Raw genomic sequence first — 16829 nt, 5'->3', positions numbered from 1 at the left:
AGGCAGACCCCTCACCCGTCTCGCCGCTTTGCGGCGAGCCACCCTCTCCCACAAGGGGAGAGGGTGCAGCGCAATCAGCTCACCCGAAACGTCACCCCGCCCAGCAAGAACTCATTCCCCGCGACCGCATGCCCTTTCGCCCGCGCCGCATGCAGCACGCGTGCGGCATCGCTCACCCGAAACTCCAGCGCGCTCATGATCTCGCTCGCACCGCTCACGAAGCGGAAGGTTGCATTGGGCAGCTTCAGTTCGGCGTCGCGCGCTGCAACGCCGAGGATCCTGCCCCAATGCTCCGCAAGTCCTTGCGGATCCGGGCTCTGCATCTCCACCGCCGTCAGCGCCCGCGTCACGTCCTTGCGGATGAATTTTTGCCAATCCGGTCCCGCCGGCGGATAGGCGCCGAGAATGTCGTCGCTGCCTTCGGTGTGATTGAACTCGATGAAAGCGGCGCGGCAGTCGCGAGGGTGGAGCTGCACGCCGTGATAGGGCGCGTGGTCGATGACATTGGCGGTGCGCACGCCGAGCGCATTGGCGTTGCGGCCGCGCTCGTCCGGATCGTTGCAGCAGAAGATCGCCATATAGCCGCCGCGGCCGCCGGTCTTCTCTATGAAGCGGCCGGCGGCGGTGCCGTCTTTGAACGGCGCGACGACCTCCAGCAGGATCGTGTCGACCGGGAGCAGCGCGTTCTCCAGGCCGTATTTAGCGACATTGCCGTCGCGGTAGCAGACGGAAAGGCCCATGATCTCCGCGATGTCGGAGATGACGGGCTCGAGCTGCGGCGCGACCAGGCAGATCTGCCGCAGGCGCATGTAGGGCGCCATCGTCATGCGCCCTTGAAGGTCGGCTTGCGCTTCTCGACGAAAGCTTTCGCGGCTTCCTTGTGGTCCTCGGTGTCGCCGCAGCGGGTGTGATGGATCGCCTCGCCGTCGAAGCAATCCTCCAGCGCCAGATGCTCGGCATTGTTGATGTTGCGCTTGATGAAGCCGAGCGCGATCGACGGGCCCTGCGCCAGCGACAGCGCGAGCTCGTGGGCGGCGGTGTCGATCTCGGCGTCGGGCACGACCTTGGTCACCATGCCGATCGCATGCGCTTCTTTCGCGGTGAGCACCGGCGACATCAGGTAGAGCTCACGCGCCCGCGCGCTGCCGAGCAGCTGCGTCAGGAAGTAAGTGCCGCCGTAGTCGCCGGAGAAGCCGACTTTTGCGAAAGCGGTCGTGATCTTGCACGATTCGCTGGCGATGCGCAGATCGCAGGACAGCGCCATCGATAGACCGGCGCCGGCGGCTGCGCCATCGAGCTGCGCCACCACGGGCTTCGGCATCTGGTGCAGGATGCGCGAGACCTCCATGCCGCGGCGGAGATTTGCAAGCTTCTGCTCGAACGGCAGCGGTGCCCGTCCCTCCGCCATCGACTTGACGTCACCGCCGACGCAGAAGGAACCGCCGGCGCCCTTGAACAGCACCGCCCTCACCTCCGGATCGTCAGCCGCGCGCCGCGCCGCCTCGACCAGCCCGCGCACCATGTCCGGGTTGAGCGCATTCTTGCGCTCGGGCCGGTTCATCGTGATGGTGAGCAGCCCGCCTTCGAGCTTTTGCAGGACCATGTCATTCATGGGGCGTCTCCCTTGTTGTTGTTTTGCTCCGTCATTCCAGGGCGCGACGAAGTCGCGAACCCGGAATCCATGTCTCAACCGTCACTGCCGCCCGATGGATCCCGGGTTCGCGCTCACGCGCGCCCCGGGATGACGCTTCGCGTCACTTCTTCACCAGCGAGCAGCGCGACTGCTCCAGCGGCTGGAACGCTTCGCTGCCGGGCACGGTGGCGAGCAGCTTGTAAGCGTCCCAGCGGCCCTTGGATTCCGCCGGCTTCTTCACCTCGAACAGGTACATGTCGTGGATCATGCGGCCATCCTCGCGGATCTTGCCACCCTTGGCGAAGAAATCGTTGATCGGCGTCTCCTTCATCACCTTGATCACGGTCGCCGCATCCGTCGTGCCCGCCGCTTTCACGGCTTTCAGGTAATGGGTGATGGAGGAATAGACGCCCGCCTGCGCCGAGGTCGGCGGCCGCTTCATGCGTTCGGTGAAGCGCTTGGAGAAGGCGCGCGTGTCGTCATTGAGGTCCCAGTAGAACGCTTCGGCCAGCAGCAGACCCTGCGCGGTCTCCAGGCCGATCGAGTCGATGTCGGTGACGAAGGCGAGCAGCGGCGAGACCTTCTGGCCGCCCTTGGTGATGCCGAACTCGGCCGCCTGCTTGATGGCGTTGACGGTGTCGCCGCCGGCGTTGGCGAGCCCGATGACCTTGGCCTTGGACGCCTGCGCCTGAAGCAGAAACGACGAGAAGTCCGACGTGTTGAGCGGATGGCGCACGCTGCCGAGCACCTTGCCGCCGGTCTTGGTCACGACGGCGCTGGTGTCCTTTTCCAGATCCTGCCCGAAGGCGTAATCGGCGGTGAGGAAGAACCAGGAATCGAGGCCCGACTTCACGGTTGCGAGGCCGGTCGAGTTGGCCTGACCGTAGGTGTCGAACACGTAGTGGATGGTGTAGGGGCCGCAGGCCTCGTTGGTGAGACGGATCGAGCCCGGACCGTTGAACATGATGATCTTGTTGCGCGCTTTGGCGATCTCGCCGGCGGCGAGCGCAGTCGCGGACGCCGCGACGTCGTAGATCATCTCGACGCCCTGATTGTCGAGCATGTCGCGGGCGATGTTGGCGGACAGATCCGCCTTGTTTTGATGGTCGGCCGCCAGCACCTGGATCTTGCGGCCGAGCACCTCTCCGCCAAAATCCTCCACCGCCATCTTGGCCGCGGTCTCGCTGCCGGGGCCCGTGATGTCGGCATACAGGCTCGACATGTCGAGGATGCCGCCGATCTTCAGCGGCGGCTTGTCCTGGGCCTGCACCGCACTCGCACTGAGGGCAAGCGACGCAGCAAAAATGCCCGACAGAATATGCTTCATCGAAAAAGATCTCCCTTATCGCGCCGTGCTCTGGTGGCGGCTTGGTTATTGCTCTTGGCTTGTCGCAATTGCCGCAATCATGCCGTATGCGCAAGAGCGCAGCAAGCATGAGCGTGCTGAGAGCGCGCGATTGCCGCGCGTGTTTTCCGCAAAGCGGAATGGTGAGATGCGGAGAACTCTACCCCCGTCATTGCGAGCGCAGCGACTTGTCCGCCGAAGCCTCGGGCGAAGGCGGAAGCAATCCAGAATCTTTCTGCCGAGGGAGTCTGGATTGCTTCGTCGCAAGTGCTCCTCGCAATGGCGGAGTGTGGGGAAGCCTCTTCGCGCCCAACCCCGCATGAGTTAAGGTGAGCGCGCAACGCAACCTCTCCGGGTCACGTGACGCAACGGCTTCATCTCATCGTCGCACTCGTTCTGGTCGGGTCGAACCACGCATCCGCCGCGCCGTGCCATTTCGAATTTCAAGGCGAGGCCCGCGTCGCCGCGATCGTCGATGGCCGCAGCGTGCGTCTCGATGACGGCCGCGAGATCCGCCTCACCGGCATCGAGCCGGCAGCGACGGCCAAGCAGGCGCTGACGTCGCTGATCCTCGGCCGCGACGTCATCCTCCGCAGCACGGACGACACGCCCGATCGCTACGGCCGCCAGGGCGCGTTGGTCTTCGTCGGTGAAAGCGACACCTCGGTGCAGGCCTTGCTGCTAGCCCAGGGCGACGCGCTCGTCTCCGCGGAGATCACCGACAAGGACTGCGCCGCCGCCCTGATGGCGTCGGAGGCGGAGGCGCGGCGCCAAAAAATGGGCAGCTGGGCTGACCCGTCGGCCATAAAAAACGCGGAAAGTCCGGACGATATTTTGGCGGGGATCGGGCGCTTTATGGTGGTCGAGGGCAAAGTCCTGTCGGTCCGGCAAGCTGGGGCAACGACCTACCTCAACTTCGGACGGAACTGGACACGCGGCTTTGCGGCGACTATTTCAAGGCGCACGTTACCGGCGTTCGAGAGCGCCGGAATAGCCCTCAAGTCCTTGGAGAACAAGCGTATTCGAGTCCGGGGCTGGATCGAGGGGAATACGGGGCCGCGGATCGATCTGCGCCTCGTAGGACAGGTCGAGTTGCTGGGTGCAAGCGAGCCGACAGGGGTAAGGCCCTAAAACGGGCCAGGCACGGGTTAAGCGACGTGAATGGGGTGCTAGAACAGCACGTACGAGGTGATGGCCGCCGCCTGCGGGCTGCGCCGGCCGTGCTTTGCCTTGTCCTGGGCACGGCGCTGGCGGGCTGCGGCGACATGGGCCGGTTTCAGACCGCTGCCGCGCCGCCGGCCGTGGCAATGCCCAAGCCCAAGCCCGCCGTCGCGCAAACCCCGGCGACCGAGAAGGAGCATGAGCGCATCCTGGCGAGCTATGGCGGGACCTATGACGATCCCAGGCTCGAGGCGCTGGTCAGCAAGACCGTCGACCGGCTGGTCGCGGCCTCCGACCGGCCCGACCAGGGCTACAAGGTCACCATCCTCAATTCCGGTGCGGTGAACGCGTTCGCGCTGCCGAACGGCCAGCTCTATGTCACGCGGGGGCTGCTTGCGCTTGCGAGCGATACGTCGGAATTGTCCTCGGTGCTCAGCCACGAGATGGCGCATGTGCTGTCCAAGCACGCCGCGATGCGCGAGGACCAGGCCCGCCAGGCCGCGATCGTCACCCGCGTCGTCACCGACATGAGCAACGATCCCGATCTCACCGCTCTCGCGCTCGCCAAGACCAAGCTCACCATGGCGAGCTTCTCGCGCAAGCAGGAGATCGAGGCCGACGGCATCGGCGTCGGCATCTCCGCCAAGGCGCATTTCGACCCTTACGGCGCGGCACGCTTCCTCTCGGCGATGGAGCGCAATGCCGAGCTCAAGGCCGGCAAGAGCTCGCTCGATCCGCGCGCGCAGGATTTCACCTCCTCGCATCCGGCAACGCCGGAGCGCGTGCAGAACGCGCAGGCGATCGCGCGGCAATATGCGGCTCCCGAAGGCGCCGAGCGCGACCGCGAGAGCTATCTCGCCGCGATCGACAACCTCGTCTATGGCGAGGACCCCAGCGAAGGTTTCGTGCGCGGCCGCAGATTCCTGCATCCCAAGCTCGGCTTCACCTTCCAGGCACCGGACAATTTCACGCTCGACAACACCGCGCAGGCCGTGATCGGCGTGCGCGAGGGCGGTTCGCAGGCGATGCGCTTCGACGTCGTGCGGGTGCCGGCCGAGCAGTCGCTCGGCGACTACCTGAATTCCGGCTGGATGGAAGGCGTCGAGAAGGCGTCGACCGAGGATATCACGGTCAACGGTTTCCCGGCCGCGTCCGCCACCGCCAAGGGCGACCAATGGCAGTTCAAGGTCTATGCCCTACGCTTCGGCAGCGACGTCTACCGCTTCATCTTCGCGACACGGCAGAAATCGACCGAGAGCGAGCGTAATGCGCGCGAGACCGTCAATTCGTTCCGCCGCCTGACCCTCGAGGAAATCCAGGCCGCGCGCCCCTTGCGCATCAAGGTCATCACCGTGCAGCCCGGCGACACCGTGGAATCGCTCTCCCACCGCATGTCCGGCGTCGATCATCCCGCCGAACGCTTCCGCGTGCTGAACGGCCTCGATCGCACCGCGCAGGTGAAGGTCAGGGATCGCGTGAAGATCGTGGCGGATTGACGAGCACCGCTGCCGTAGGGTGGGCAAAGCGCAGCGTGCCCACCGCTTCTCTATCGCGATCGTCGCAAGATGGTGGGCACGGCGCTTACGCGCCTTTGCTCACCCTACAAGCTCCGTGCTGATCAGCGCCCCGCATCCATATCCCCCGCCTCGCGCTGGCCGCTGAGCCAGAGTGCGAGCAGGGTCCAGAACGCGCCTGACAACAGATACGCGCCCGAGGCGATGACGCCGAGATTGGTGGCGAGCAGCAGCGCCACCAGCGGCGCGAAGCCGGCCCCGAACAGCCAGGCCATGTCGGAGGTCAGGGCTGACGCCGTGTAGCGATACGTCTGCCTGAAGTTCGAGGCGATCGCGCCGGAGGACTGGCCGAAGGACAGGCCGAGCAGGATGAAGCCGATCACCATGTAGATGGTCTCGCCGAACGCGCCGGCGTCGAGCAGCTGCGGGGCGAAGCCGCTATAGATCGCGATCGCGATCGCCGATCCCATCAGCAGCGATTTGCGCCCCACGCGGTCGGCGATGATGCCGGAGAGCACGATCGCAACGACACCGAACACGGCGGCGACGATCTCGATGATCAGGAAGCGCACCGGGCTCTCGCGGGTGAACAGGAACACCCAGGACAGCGGAAATACCGTGACCATGTGGAACAGCGCGAAGCTCGCGAGCGGCGCGAAGGCGCCGAGCATGATGTTCTGGCCTTCGCGCGCGACCGTCTCGGAGATGCGCGCGGGCTGCAATTCGCGGGTCTCGAACAACGAGGCGTATTCTTCCGTGGTCACCATGCGCAGGCGCGCGAACAGCGCCACGACGTTGATGGCGAAGGCGACGAAGAACGGATAGCGCCAGCCCCAGTCGAAGAAATCTTCGGCCGAGAGGAGACCGGCAAAATAGGCGAACAGCGCGCTCGCCACGATCAGCCCGAGCGGCGCCCCGAGCTGCGGCACCATCGCGTACCAGCCGCGCTGGGAGGGCGGCGCGTTCAGCGCCAGCAGCGAGGCCATGCCGTCCCACGCGCCGCCCCAGGCCAGACCCTGCGCGATGCGCGCCAGCGCCAGCAGCCAGATCGCCGCGACGCCGATCTCGTGATAGCCGGGCAGGAACGCCAGCGCGACGGTGGCGGTGCCGAGCAGGAACAGCGCCGAGATCAGCTTGGCCGTCTTGCCGTAGGCACGGTCGACGGTCATGAAAATGACGGTGCCGATCGGCCGGGCCATGAAGGCCAGCGCGAAGATCATGAAGGAATAGAGGGTACCGGTCAGCTCGCTCGCGAACGGGAATACGAGGCGGGGGAATACGATCACCGAAGCGATCGCGAAGACGAAGAAGTCGAAGAATTCCGAGGTTCGGCCGATGATGACGCCGATGGCGATCTCGCCGGGGCTGGCCTGGTCGTGGCCATGCTCGCCGGTGGGCAGATCTGTCATTGCGGGGGTCCGTGCCGTCGCCATTCGCGCACCCTTAACGTCCTGAAAACCAAAGCCTGCCGCCCGGCAAGAGGCCAGGCAGCTGCCTCTGTCTGATCCAACATTCCGCACTGCAACATTGGACAAATTGTCCAATGTCCGGATTGTTGCGCCGCAGCTACCCGTTGACCTCACAAAGGAAACTCATTCTCATAAGGCTCGGCCCGTGTCTCGTCTCAAGATCCTGGCGCTACTACCCCTGGCTGCTGCACTGAGTGGCTGCGACTACGTCGTGCTGGCGCCGGCCGGCGACATCGCCGCGCAACAGCGCGACCTCGTCATTATCTCCACCGTCCTGATGCTCCTGATCGTCGTGCCCGTGATGGCGCTGACGGTGCTGTTCGCCTGGCGCTACCGCCAGTCCAACACCGAGGCCCGCTACGAGCCGGACTGGGACCACTCCACCAAGCTCGAGCTGGTGATCTGGTCGGCGCCGCTTCTGATCATCGTCTGCCTGGGCGCGCTGACCTGGATGGGCACACACCTGCTCGATCCCTACCGCAAGCTCGGCCGCATCCATGCCGAGCGCACTGTGGACCAATCCAAGGCCCCGCTCGAGGTCGATGTCGTCGCGCTCGATTGGAAGTGGCTCTTCATCTATCCGGACTACGGCATCGCCACCGTCAACGAGCTCGCAGCTCCGGTCGATCGCCCGATCACCTTCCGCATCACGGCGTCCTCGGTGATGAACTCGTTCTACATCCCCGCGCTCGCCGGCCAGATCTATGCGATGCCGGGCATGGAGACCAAGCTCCACGCCGTCGTGAACCACGCCGGCACCTACAAGGGCTTCTCGGCAAATTACAGCGGCGCCGGCTTCTCCGGCATGCACTTCAAATTCCAGGGCCTCGACGAGAAGGGCTTTGACGCCTGGATCGCCAGCGCCAAGTCGGCCGGTGGCTCGCTCGGCCGCGCCGAATATCTCCAGCTCGAAAAGCCCAGTCAGAACGAGCCGGTGCGCCGCTGGGGCACCGTCGATGCCGATCTCTACCGCCTGATTCTCAACATGTGCGTCGAGACCGGCAAGATGTGCCAGAGCGAGATGATGGCGATCGACGCCAAGGGCGGCGCCGGCCATCAGGGCCTGAACAACACGCTTCCGCTGGCCTACGACAAGTACGCCCGCCGCGGCACCGTGCTCGGACCGGAGCCGAGCTTCGTCGCCGGCGCCTGCACGCCGGATGCGCCGCAGGGCAGGACCACCGCCTCCATCGCGGCGCCCACCGACACGACGCCGCTGCTCGGCGCCGGTCTGAAGCGGCCGTCGTTCACGCCGCTGAAGTCCTCGTCCTTCTTCCTCGGACAGCGTCCGAAATCAGACTCCTAACGAGATCCCGCATGTCTCCTGATCTTCTCAAGCTCATCTTCGGCCGGCTCGGCTTCGAATCGCTGCCACTGCACGAGCCGATCGTCGTCGGTACCTTCGTGGTGGTCGCGCTCGGCGGCGCCGCGCTGCTCGGAGCGCTCACCTATTTCCGCCTTTGGGGCTATCTCTGGCGCGAATGGTTCACCACCGTGGACCACAAGCGCATCGGCATCATGTATATGATCCTCGGCATCGTGATGCTGCTGCGCGGCTTTGCCGACGCGCTGATGATGCGCGGCCAGCAGATGCTCGCCTTTGGCGGCTCGGAAGGCTATCTCAATGCTCATCATTACGACCAGGTCTTCACCGCCCACGGCGTGATCATGATCTTCTTCGTGGCGATGCCGCTGGTCACGGGCCTGATGAACTACGTCGTGCCGCTGCAGATCGGCGCGCGCGACGTGTCGTTCCCGTTCCTGAACAATTTCAGCTTCTGGATGACGGTCGGCGGCGCCGTGCTGGTGATGGCTTCGCTCTTCATCGGCGAATTCGCGCGCACCGGCTGGCTGGCTTATCCGCCGCTGTCGAACATCGGCTACAGTCCCGACGTCGGCGTCGACTATTACATCTGGGCGCTACAGATCGCCGGCGTCGGTACGACCTTATCCGGCATCAACCTGATCTGCACCATCGTCAAGCTACGGTGCCCCGGCATGACCATGATGAAGATGCCGGTGTTCACCTGGACCTCGCTCTGCACCAACATCCTGATCGTCGCCTCGTTCCCCGTTCTGACCGTCGTGCTCGCGCTGCTGTCGCTCGACCGCTATGTCGGCACCAACTTCTTCACGAACGATTTCGGCGGCAGCCCGATGATGTACGTGAACCTGATCTGGATCTGGGGCCACCCCGAAGTCTACATCCTGGTTCTCCCGGCATTCGGCATCTTCTCGGAGGTCACCTCGACCTTCTCGGGCAAGCGGCTGTTCGGCTACACCTCGATGGTCTACGCCACGGTGGTCATCACCATCCTGTCGTACCTGGTCTGGCTGCACCACTTCTTCACGATGGGTTCGGGTGCCAGCGTCAACTCGTTCTTCGGCATCACCACGATGATCATCTCGATCCCGACGGGCGCGAAGATGTTCAACTGGCTGTTCACGATGTATCGCGGCCGCATCCGCTACGAACTGCCGATGATGTGGACCATCGCCTTCATGCTGACCTTCGTGATCGGCGGCATGACCGGCGTGCTGCTGGCGGTGCCGCCGGCCGATTTCGTGCTGCACAACAGCCTGTTCCTGATCGCGCACTTCCACAACGTGATCATCGGCGGCGTGGTGTTCGGCGCGTTCGCCGGCATCAATTACTGGTTCCCGAAGGCATTCGGCTTCAAGCTCGATCCGTTCTGGGGCAAGATGTCGTTCTGGTTCTGGGTCACCGGCTTCTACCTGGCCTTCATGCCACTCTACGTGCTCGGCCTGATGGGCGTGACCCGCCGGCTGCGCGTGTTCGACGATCCGTCCTTGCAGATCTGGTTCGTCATCGCCGCGATCGGTGCCGTCTTCGTCCTCATCGGCATTCTCTCGATGCTGATGCAGTTCGCGGTCAGCCTGCTCAGGCGCGAGCAACTCAAGGACGTCACCGGCGATCCCTGGGATGGCCGCACGCTGGAATGGGCGACCTCCTCGCCGCCGCCGGACTACAATTTCGCTTTCACGCCCGTCGTTCACGACAATGACGCGTGGTGGGACATGAAGCGCCGGGGCTACCAGCGTCCGCTCACCGGGTTCAAGCCGATCCACATGCCCAGCAGCACCGGCACCGGAATCATCCTCGCCGGCCTTGCCACCGCGATGGGCTTCGGACTGATCTGGTACATCTGGTGGCTGGCGGCCGTGAGCTTCATCGCGATGCTCGCCGTCGGCATCGGTCACACCTTCAACTATCACCGCGACTTCGACATTCCGGCTGAAGACGTCATCCGGACCGAGGACGCGCGCACCAAGCTGCTCGCAGGAGCCAAGTAAATGACTGTCGCTGTTCATCCCTCGCAGACCGGCGAGCCGGTCTTCTACCTCGCCGACGAGCATCCCCATCCGGAAGGCTGGAGCACCTCGCTCGGCTTCTGGATCTACCTGATGAGCGACTGTCTCATCTTCGCGATCCTGTTCGCCACCTATGGCGTGCTCGGCGGCAACTATGCCGCCGGCCCCGCGCCGAAGGACCTGTTCGACCTGAACCTGGTCGCGTTGAACACCTCGATGCTGCTGATGTCGTCGATCACCTACGGCTTTGCCATGCTGACGATGCAGCAGAACAAGGTCGCGCAGACGCAGATGTGGCTGGCGATCACCGGTCTGTTCGGCCTCGCCTTCATCGGCATCGAGCTCACCGAGTTCGCCCACATGATCCATGAGGGTGCGACGCCCCAGCGCAGCGCCTTCCTGTCGGCGTTCTTCGCGCTGGTCGGCACCCACGGCCTGCACGTCTCCTGCGGCCTGATCTGGCTGGTGACGCTGATGGTGCAGGTCCAGAAGTTCGGCCTGATCGAGGCCAACCGCCGCCGCCTGATGTGCCTGTCGATGTTCTGGCACTTCCTCGACGTGGTCTGGATCGGCGTCTTCACCTTCGTCTATCTCTTGGGAGTTCTGCGATGAACACCGATACTCACGCTGCCCATGCCGACGACCATCACCACGGCGACGGCCATGCCCACGGCACGTTCTCGACCTATATGCTCGGCTTCGTGCTCTCGGTCGTGCTCACCGCGATCCCGTTCTGGCTGGTGATGAGCGGCGCCCTGCCGAGCAAGCAGATCACCGCGCTGGTCATCATGGCCTTCGCGGTCGTGCAGATCGTCGTGCACATGATATACTTCCTGCACATGAACACGACGTCCGAGAACGGCTGGAGCATGATGGCGCTGATCTTCACCGTCGTCATGGTGGTGATTGCGCTGTCCGGTTCGCTGTGGGTGATGCACCACCTCAACAGCAACATGATGCCCATGCACCAGATGAGCGGAATGAAGTGAGCGAAATCAGGGCTGTGACAGGCAAGGCAGACGAGACGCGCGGCAGAGACGCGCGGACGCCACCCTTGTGGCTGACGGCCCTGTCGCTCGCGGCCTTTGTCGCTTTGATCGCGCTCGGCGTCTGGCAGATCGAGCGCCGCGCCTGGAAGCTGGCGCTGATCGACCGCGTCGAGCAGCGCGTTCATGCCCCTGCGGTGCCGATCCCCTCGCCGGCTTCATGGCCTGCGGTCTCCGCCGCGAACGACGAATACAGGCATGTCAGCGTCGCCGGCCGCTTCCTGCATGACCGCGAGACGCTGGTTCAGGCCGTCACCGAGGAAGGCCCCGGCTATTGGGTGCTGACGCCGCTTCAGCGCGACGACGGCACGCAGGTTCTGATCAACCGCGGCTTCGTGCCGTCCGAGCGCCGCGACGCATCGACGCGCAAGGACGGCAATCCGGAAGGCCCGGTCGAGATCACCGGCCTGCTTCGCATCACCGAGCCGAACGGCGGATTCCTCCGGACCAACGTGCCGCAGCACAACCGCTGGTACTCGCGCGACGTCGCGGCGATCGCGGCGGCGCGCGGCCTACACGAGGTCGCGCCCTTCTTCGTGGATGCCGACGCCAGATCACAAATTGCGGGCGGCCCGATCGGCGGATTGACCGTGATCCGCTTTCCCAATAACCACCTGATCTACGCGCTGACGTGGTTTGCCCTGGCTTTCATGCTGGCCGGTCGGCTTTTCGTCACATTCGGCGGCGGGCTGTTCCGTCGCAGGCGTGTCGTCCAAGACCCGGATGGCGGCCCCGATGCCGCTCGCCGCAGGACGGGATCAGATGCTGGAACGATCGTCGAGCAGAACTGACGGCGGGAAGACACTTCTCCGAACGCTTGCGCGTGACGCGCTCGCCGTCACCCGACAGCCGCAGGCGGACGCGCGCGGCGAGCTGATTGGTGCAGCTCCCACCGATGACGAGACCAACCGCAAGAACATGGCGCTGCTGATCCAGCTGCGCTGGATCGCGGTGGTCGGCCAGATCGTCACCATCGGTGCCGTGCATTTCGGGCTCGACATACCCCTGCCGCTGGAACGGATGGGTGTGGTGATCGGCGCGCTGGTGCTGCTCAACGTCTCCAGCCTGGTCTGGGTGCGCCATCGCTCAGCGATCACCAACAACGAGCTCCTGGTCGCCTTGATGCTGGACGTCGCCGCGCTGACCGCGCAGCTTTATCTCTCTGGGGGCGCCACCAATCCTTTCACATCACTGTTCCTGCTCCAGGTGACGCTCGGGGCGGTTCTGCTCGACGCCCGCTCGACCTGGTCCCTCGTGGCGCTGACCTGCGCGAGCTTCGTCTGGCTAACGCTCGCCTACCGTCCGCTCGATCTGCCGCCGAACCCGTTCAGCGAGACCTATACGCTCACCGTCATCGGCATGCTCGTCGGCTTCGTCCTCAATGCCGTGCTGCTGGTGGTGTTCGTGACCCGCATCAACAGGAATCTGCGCCAGCGCGATGCGCACCTGGCGGCGCTGCGCCAGCATGCGGCCGAGCAGGATTACATCGTGCGCATGGGTCTACTCGCCTCCGGCGCGGCACATGAGCTCGGCACGCCGCTCGCCTCGCTCTCGGTGATCCTCAGCGACTGGCGCCGCATGCCGGATCTTGCCGCCGATCAGGAGCTCGCCGAAGACCTCGCGGAAATGGAAACTTCCCTCCAGCGCTGCAAGTCGATCGTGACGGGAATCCTGGTGTCGGCGGGCGAAGCGCGCGGAGAAGGCTCCTCGCCGACGACGGTGACGGCCTTCGTCACCGCGCTGGTGGAGGAATGGCGCGACGCGCGCTCGGCCCGCACGCTCTACTTCGTCAACACCTTCGGCGAGGACGTCGCGATCGCTTCCGATGTCGCGCTGAAGCAGGTGATCTTCAATGTGCTCGACAACGCCTATGAGGTCTCGCGCGACTGGGTCGAACTCGTCGCCGAACGCGAGGCCGACAACCTCGTGCTGTCGATCAGCGACCGCGGCCCCGGCTTCGCGCCGGAGATGCTGGCCCAGCTTGGAAAGCCCTATCAGTCGAGCAAGGGCCGCGCCGGCGGCGGACTGGGCCTGTTCCTGGTGGTGAACGTCCTGCGCAAATTGGGCGGCACCGTCACCGCCGAAAATCACAGGAAGCGCGGCGCCACCGTGCGCCTCACGCTACCGCTGGCAACGCTCGCGATCGGAGGGAATTTTGACGCCTGACCGCTCGCTCATCGTCGTCGAGGACGATTCAGGCTTCGCCCGCACGCTGAAGCGCTCGTTCGAACGCCGCGGCTACGAGGTCGTGCTGGCCGCCTCGATCGATGAGGTGCGCAAGGTGCTCGAGGAGCGCTCCTTTGGCCACGCCGTGGTCGACCTCAAGCTCGGCGGCGCCTCCGGGCTCGCCTGCGTCGAGCTGTTGCATACCCATGACCCCGACATGCTGATCGTGGTGCTGACGGGCTTTGCCAGCATCTCCACCGCCGTCGAGGCCATCAAGCTCGGCGCCTGCCATTATCTGGCCAAGCCGTCGAACACCGACGACATCGAAGCTGCCTTCCACAAGGCTGAAGGCAACGCCGAGGTCGCGCTCGATGCGCGCCCCACCTCGATCAAGACGCTGGAATGGGAGCGCATCCACCAGACCCTGATCGAGACGGATTTCAACATCTCGGAGGCCGCACGGCGGCTGGGGATGCACCGGCGCACGCTGGCACGAAAGCTCGAGAAGCGGCCGGTGAAGTAGGCCGTCTTCACAAGGCGGATTCGCCGCCGGCAATCCGGCGGCCGGCCATGCGAATGCGGAAACGCAATCCGCCACGCGCGATCCCGAAGGATTCGAACTACGGCCTACGCTTCCGCGCTCGCTGTCCGAGCGTCGGCAGACGACATCGCCAACATGACGGCGATCGGCAATGGCTCCGCTATTGCGCCGCCATGTTTCCGGCGGCGTCGCGGTCGTTCTTCGGATTGTAGCCGGAGTCGTGGAGATTCTGCAGGTACATGGCGTGATCGCTACTGGTCGGTCCCGTCCATCCCATTGGAGACGGAGATGCAGGAGTAGCAGCGGTTGGGTTCAGTGCGTGGTGATGACGGTGATGCGCTGCCGAGGCGGCAGAAGCCGAGAGAGTCACGATCGCGAGAGCAACGAGCAGTTTTCCTGTCATGGGTAGCTCCTCCTAGGTTTTGCCCCCACTAGGTTTGGCCCCTGTAGCGTTACAGGCCATAGCACAACCTAAGCGATCACCGTAATCACAGCTTCTTGCGTCACTACAAAGTGAAATGCTGCTCGACCTCAGCGAACAGCGGAGTTGGCCCGCACGCGAGCTATGGCATTACGATATCTGGTGCGATGGGCTTCAGCTCGAATGCGAACCAGGTGAGAGCAGCCCTTCTGCTTTTCCGACGGAGACGAAGAGGGAGGCATTAGGCTCCGCTTTCGCCGACATTGCGAAACGGCGTCCATCGAACAAAAAGCCCGGCCGAACGGCCGGGCTTTTGATCTCTTGCGATCGACGCGCGGACGCTTACGCGGCCTCGTCGGCGACGGTGGTGTCGTCGCCATCGCTATCGTCAGCATCGCCCTCGGCATCCGCGTCGCCCTCGCCCTCGGCGGCTTCCGCCTTGGCGTTGCGGCGCGGGCTCTTGGCGAGCTGGGCCTCGATCTCCTTGACCGCTTCGGTCTCAGTCGAGTGCTGCACCACTGCGATCTCGCGGGACAGGCGGTCGAGCGCCGCTTCATAGAGCTGACGCTCGCTGTAGGACTGCTCCGGCTGCGACTCCGAGCGGTAGAGGTCGCGCACGACTTCCGCGATCGCGACGATGTCGCCCGAATTGATCTTCGCTTCGTATTCCTGGGCGCGGCGCGACCACATGGTGCGCTTGACGCGGGCGCGGCCCTTGAGCGTCTCCAGCGCCTTCTTGACCAGCGCCGGATCGGACAGCTTGCGCATGCCGACATTGGCGACCTTGGCGGTCGGAACGCGCAGCGTCATCTTGTCCTTGATGAAGTTGATGACGAACAGCTCGAGCTTGGCACCGGCGATCTCCTGCTCCTCGATGGCCAGGATCTGGCCGACGCCGTGAGCGGGATAGACGACGAATTCGTTGGCCTTGAAGCCCTGACGCTGGGTCACGACCTTCTTTTCCTCGACCTTCGGCGCAGCAGCGGGCTTGGCGGCCGGCTTGGCAGCGACGGGAGCCTTGGCAGGCGCAGCAGCAACGGGAGCCTTCGGCGCGGCGGGCTTGGCAGCGTGAGCCTTCGCAGGAGCGGCCTTGGCAGCAGCAGGCTTGGCAACGGTCGCTTTCGCGGCCGGTTTGGCAGACTTGTTAGGCATTGCGCTTCTTTTGTTCTTCGAGGACTTTGCAGCCGGCGCCTTCGTCGCGGTCCGACCCTTGGATGCGCTACGGCTGGCCGCGGCGACTTTTTTGGCCTCCTTATGGGAAGCCCTCGCTGAAGTACTCTTTTTACGCGTTTTCTGTGACACAGCCTGCGCGCGGAAACTGCCACGCCCCTGTTCGACATTTGGTTTCACGGGAACCCAGAGGGGCCTACGGGGCTGACGGGGTTCGGCTTAATGTGCCTAATATAGCACATTTCCCGCAAAAATCAATGATTTAGGGGTCTTGAGGGCTGGTTTTCGGCAGAAGCGACGCTATTAGGGTTAAGTTTGGGCCTGTATCAGTCTCCGGAGCCGGGGTTCGGAGAAAAATATTTCTCGAACTTGCCTTCCATGCCGTCGAATTCCTTGGCGTCGGCAGGTGATTCTTTCTTCTGGGTGATGTTCGGCCAGCTCTTGGCGTAGTCGGCGTTGACCCCGAGCCACTTCTCCAGGCCCGGTTCCGTGTCCGGCTTGATGGCGTCGGCGGGGCATTCCGGCTCGCACACGCCGCAATCGATGCACTCGTCGGGGTGGATGACGAGCATGTTGTCACCCTCGTAGAAGCAGTCGACCGGGCAGACCTCGACGCAGTCGGTGTACTTGCACTTGATGCAGTTTTCAGTGACGACGTAAGTCATCCAACGCTCCGAAAAGCTCTTTTAAAAGTCGCGGCTTGCGTAGCGCGGATGGCCCGGCGCCGCAAGGTCGGGAAGGCCCGATCATGACACTTGTGCGCGTTTGAGCGGCCAAGAAATGAATGCGACGCGCAATTAATTGCGGTTTGCATCTCCGAGCTCTTCATAGAGCACGCGCGCCGAGGCGGCATCGCCGCGGCGCTCGATGAAGGCGGTGACCTTCAAGACGCGCACGGTGCGATCGAGCGCAACGGTGAGGACGTCGCCAAGCTTGATCGCATGTCCCGGCGAGGTCTCGCGCACGCCGTTGACGCGGACATGGCCGGTGACGACGAGCTCGGCCGCGGAGGTCCGCGCCTTCACGACCC

General features: G+C 64.3%; 17 protein-coding genes. 9 read left to right on the top strand and 8 right to left on the bottom strand.

Going from position 1 to position 16829, the window contains the following annotated elements:
- Positions 1-74 precede the first annotated feature (74 nt).
- The 3 genes from BCCGELA001_RS03155 to BCCGELA001_RS03145 all read right to left on the bottom strand — a co-directional run bounded on the left by BCCGELA001_RS03155 (position 75) and on the right by BCCGELA001_RS03145 (position 2960).
- Positions 75-821 (bottom strand): hypothetical protein, encoded by a 747-nt coding sequence (locus BCCGELA001_RS03155; RefSeq protein ID WP_060734604.1) that lies wholly within the window; start codon positions 819-821, stop codon positions 75-77.
- A 2-nt stretch (positions 822-823) separates the two neighbouring features.
- Positions 824-1612, bottom strand: coding sequence for an enoyl-CoA hydratase (locus BCCGELA001_RS03150; protein ID WP_008542284.1), 789 nt, complete (start codon positions 1610-1612; stop codon positions 824-826).
- A 142-nt stretch (positions 1613-1754) separates the two neighbouring features.
- Complete coding sequence (locus BCCGELA001_RS03145) at positions 1755-2960, bottom strand: ABC transporter substrate-binding protein (protein WP_060734603.1); 1206 nt, start codon at positions 2958-2960, stop codon at positions 1755-1757.
- A 378-nt stretch (positions 2961-3338) separates the two neighbouring features.
- Between BCCGELA001_RS03145 and BCCGELA001_RS03140 the strand changes: the two genes are divergently transcribed.
- Positions 3339-4109, top strand: a complete 771-nt coding sequence (locus tag BCCGELA001_RS03140) for a thermonuclease family protein (RefSeq protein WP_193409755.1) — start codon at positions 3339-3341, stop codon at positions 4107-4109.
- 134 nt (positions 4110-4243) lie between these two features.
- Positions 4244-5635 (top strand): M48 family metalloprotease, encoded by a 1392-nt coding sequence (locus tag BCCGELA001_RS03135; RefSeq protein WP_236840920.1) that lies wholly within the window; start codon positions 4244-4246, stop codon positions 5633-5635.
- 122 nt (positions 5636-5757) lie between these two features.
- Here BCCGELA001_RS03135 and BCCGELA001_RS03130 read toward each other — a convergent pair whose 3' ends face one another.
- Positions 5758-7086: an MFS transporter gene (locus tag BCCGELA001_RS03130; RefSeq protein WP_060734601.1), complete on the bottom strand. Its 1329-nt coding sequence runs from the start codon at positions 7084-7086 to the stop codon at positions 5758-5760.
- A gap of 181 nt (positions 7087-7267) precedes the next feature.
- Between BCCGELA001_RS03130 and cyoA the strand changes: the two genes are divergently transcribed.
- From cyoA to BCCGELA001_RS03095, 7 genes are read left to right on the top strand one after another with little or no spacing between them, the layout of a single operon-like run.
- Positions 7268-8428, top strand: coding sequence for a ubiquinol oxidase subunit II (gene cyoA, locus BCCGELA001_RS03125; RefSeq protein WP_060734600.1), 1161 nt, complete (start codon positions 7268-7270; stop codon positions 8426-8428).
- 11 nt (positions 8429-8439) lie between these two features.
- A complete protein-coding gene (gene cyoB, locus BCCGELA001_RS03120; RefSeq protein WP_060734599.1) occupies positions 8440-10437 on the top strand; it encodes a cytochrome o ubiquinol oxidase subunit I in 1998 nt (665 codons plus the stop codon).
- The gene (gene cyoC / locus BCCGELA001_RS03115; RefSeq protein ID WP_008542265.1) at positions 10438-11067 is read left to right on the top strand and encodes a cytochrome o ubiquinol oxidase subunit III; all 630 of its coding nucleotides are present in this window, start codon (positions 10438-10440) and stop codon (positions 11065-11067) included.
- A complete protein-coding gene (gene cyoD, locus BCCGELA001_RS03110) occupies positions 11064-11444 on the top strand; it encodes a cytochrome o ubiquinol oxidase subunit IV (protein ID WP_008542264.1) in 381 nt (126 codons plus the stop codon). The genes cyoC and cyoD overlap by 4 nt, the downstream gene beginning before the upstream one ends.
- A complete protein-coding gene (locus tag BCCGELA001_RS03105; RefSeq protein ID WP_060734598.1) occupies positions 11441-12292 on the top strand; it encodes an SURF1 family protein in 852 nt (283 codons plus the stop codon). The genes cyoD and BCCGELA001_RS03105 overlap by 4 nt, the downstream gene beginning before the upstream one ends.
- Entirely contained in the window at positions 12264-13667 is a 1404-nt protein-coding gene (locus BCCGELA001_RS03100) for an ATP-binding protein (RefSeq protein ID WP_008542254.1), read from the top strand. The genes BCCGELA001_RS03105 and BCCGELA001_RS03100 overlap by 29 nt, the downstream gene beginning before the upstream one ends.
- Positions 13657-14190, top strand: coding sequence for a response regulator transcription factor (locus BCCGELA001_RS03095; RefSeq protein ID WP_008542253.1), 534 nt, complete (start codon positions 13657-13659; stop codon positions 14188-14190). Before BCCGELA001_RS03100 ends, BCCGELA001_RS03095 begins: the two co-directional genes overlap by 11 nt.
- Positions 14191-14368: 178 nt before the next feature.
- On the opposite strand, the gene BCCGELA001_RS36720 is transcribed toward BCCGELA001_RS03095, so the two are convergent.
- The 4 genes from BCCGELA001_RS36720 to BCCGELA001_RS03080 all read right to left on the bottom strand — a co-directional run bounded on the left by BCCGELA001_RS36720 (position 14369) and on the right by BCCGELA001_RS03080 (position 16824).
- Positions 14369-14611: a hypothetical protein gene (locus tag BCCGELA001_RS36720; protein ID WP_144441114.1), complete on the bottom strand. Its 243-nt coding sequence runs from the start codon at positions 14609-14611 to the stop codon at positions 14369-14371.
- A gap of 360 nt (positions 14612-14971) precedes the next feature.
- The gene (locus tag BCCGELA001_RS03090; RefSeq protein WP_083543288.1) at positions 14972-15781 is read right to left on the bottom strand and encodes a CarD family transcriptional regulator; all 810 of its coding nucleotides are present in this window, start codon (positions 15779-15781) and stop codon (positions 14972-14974) included.
- Between the two features lie 344 nt (positions 15782-16125).
- Entirely contained in the window at positions 16126-16464 is a 339-nt protein-coding gene (gene fdxA, locus BCCGELA001_RS03085; RefSeq protein WP_008542246.1) for a ferredoxin FdxA, read from the bottom strand.
- A 132-nt stretch (positions 16465-16596) separates the two neighbouring features.
- A complete protein-coding gene (locus tag BCCGELA001_RS03080; RefSeq protein ID WP_008542245.1) occupies positions 16597-16824 on the bottom strand; it encodes a S4 domain-containing protein in 228 nt (75 codons plus the stop codon).
- Positions 16825-16829: the final 5 nt, after the last annotated feature.

This window comes from Bradyrhizobium sp. CCGE-LA001 (genome assembly GCF_000296215.2).
Classification (GTDB): domain Bacteria; phylum Pseudomonadota; class Alphaproteobacteria; order Rhizobiales; family Xanthobacteraceae; genus Bradyrhizobium.
The sequence above is the reverse complement of the archived record's forward strand: the minus strand, read 5'-3'. Positions and strand labels throughout refer to the sequence as shown.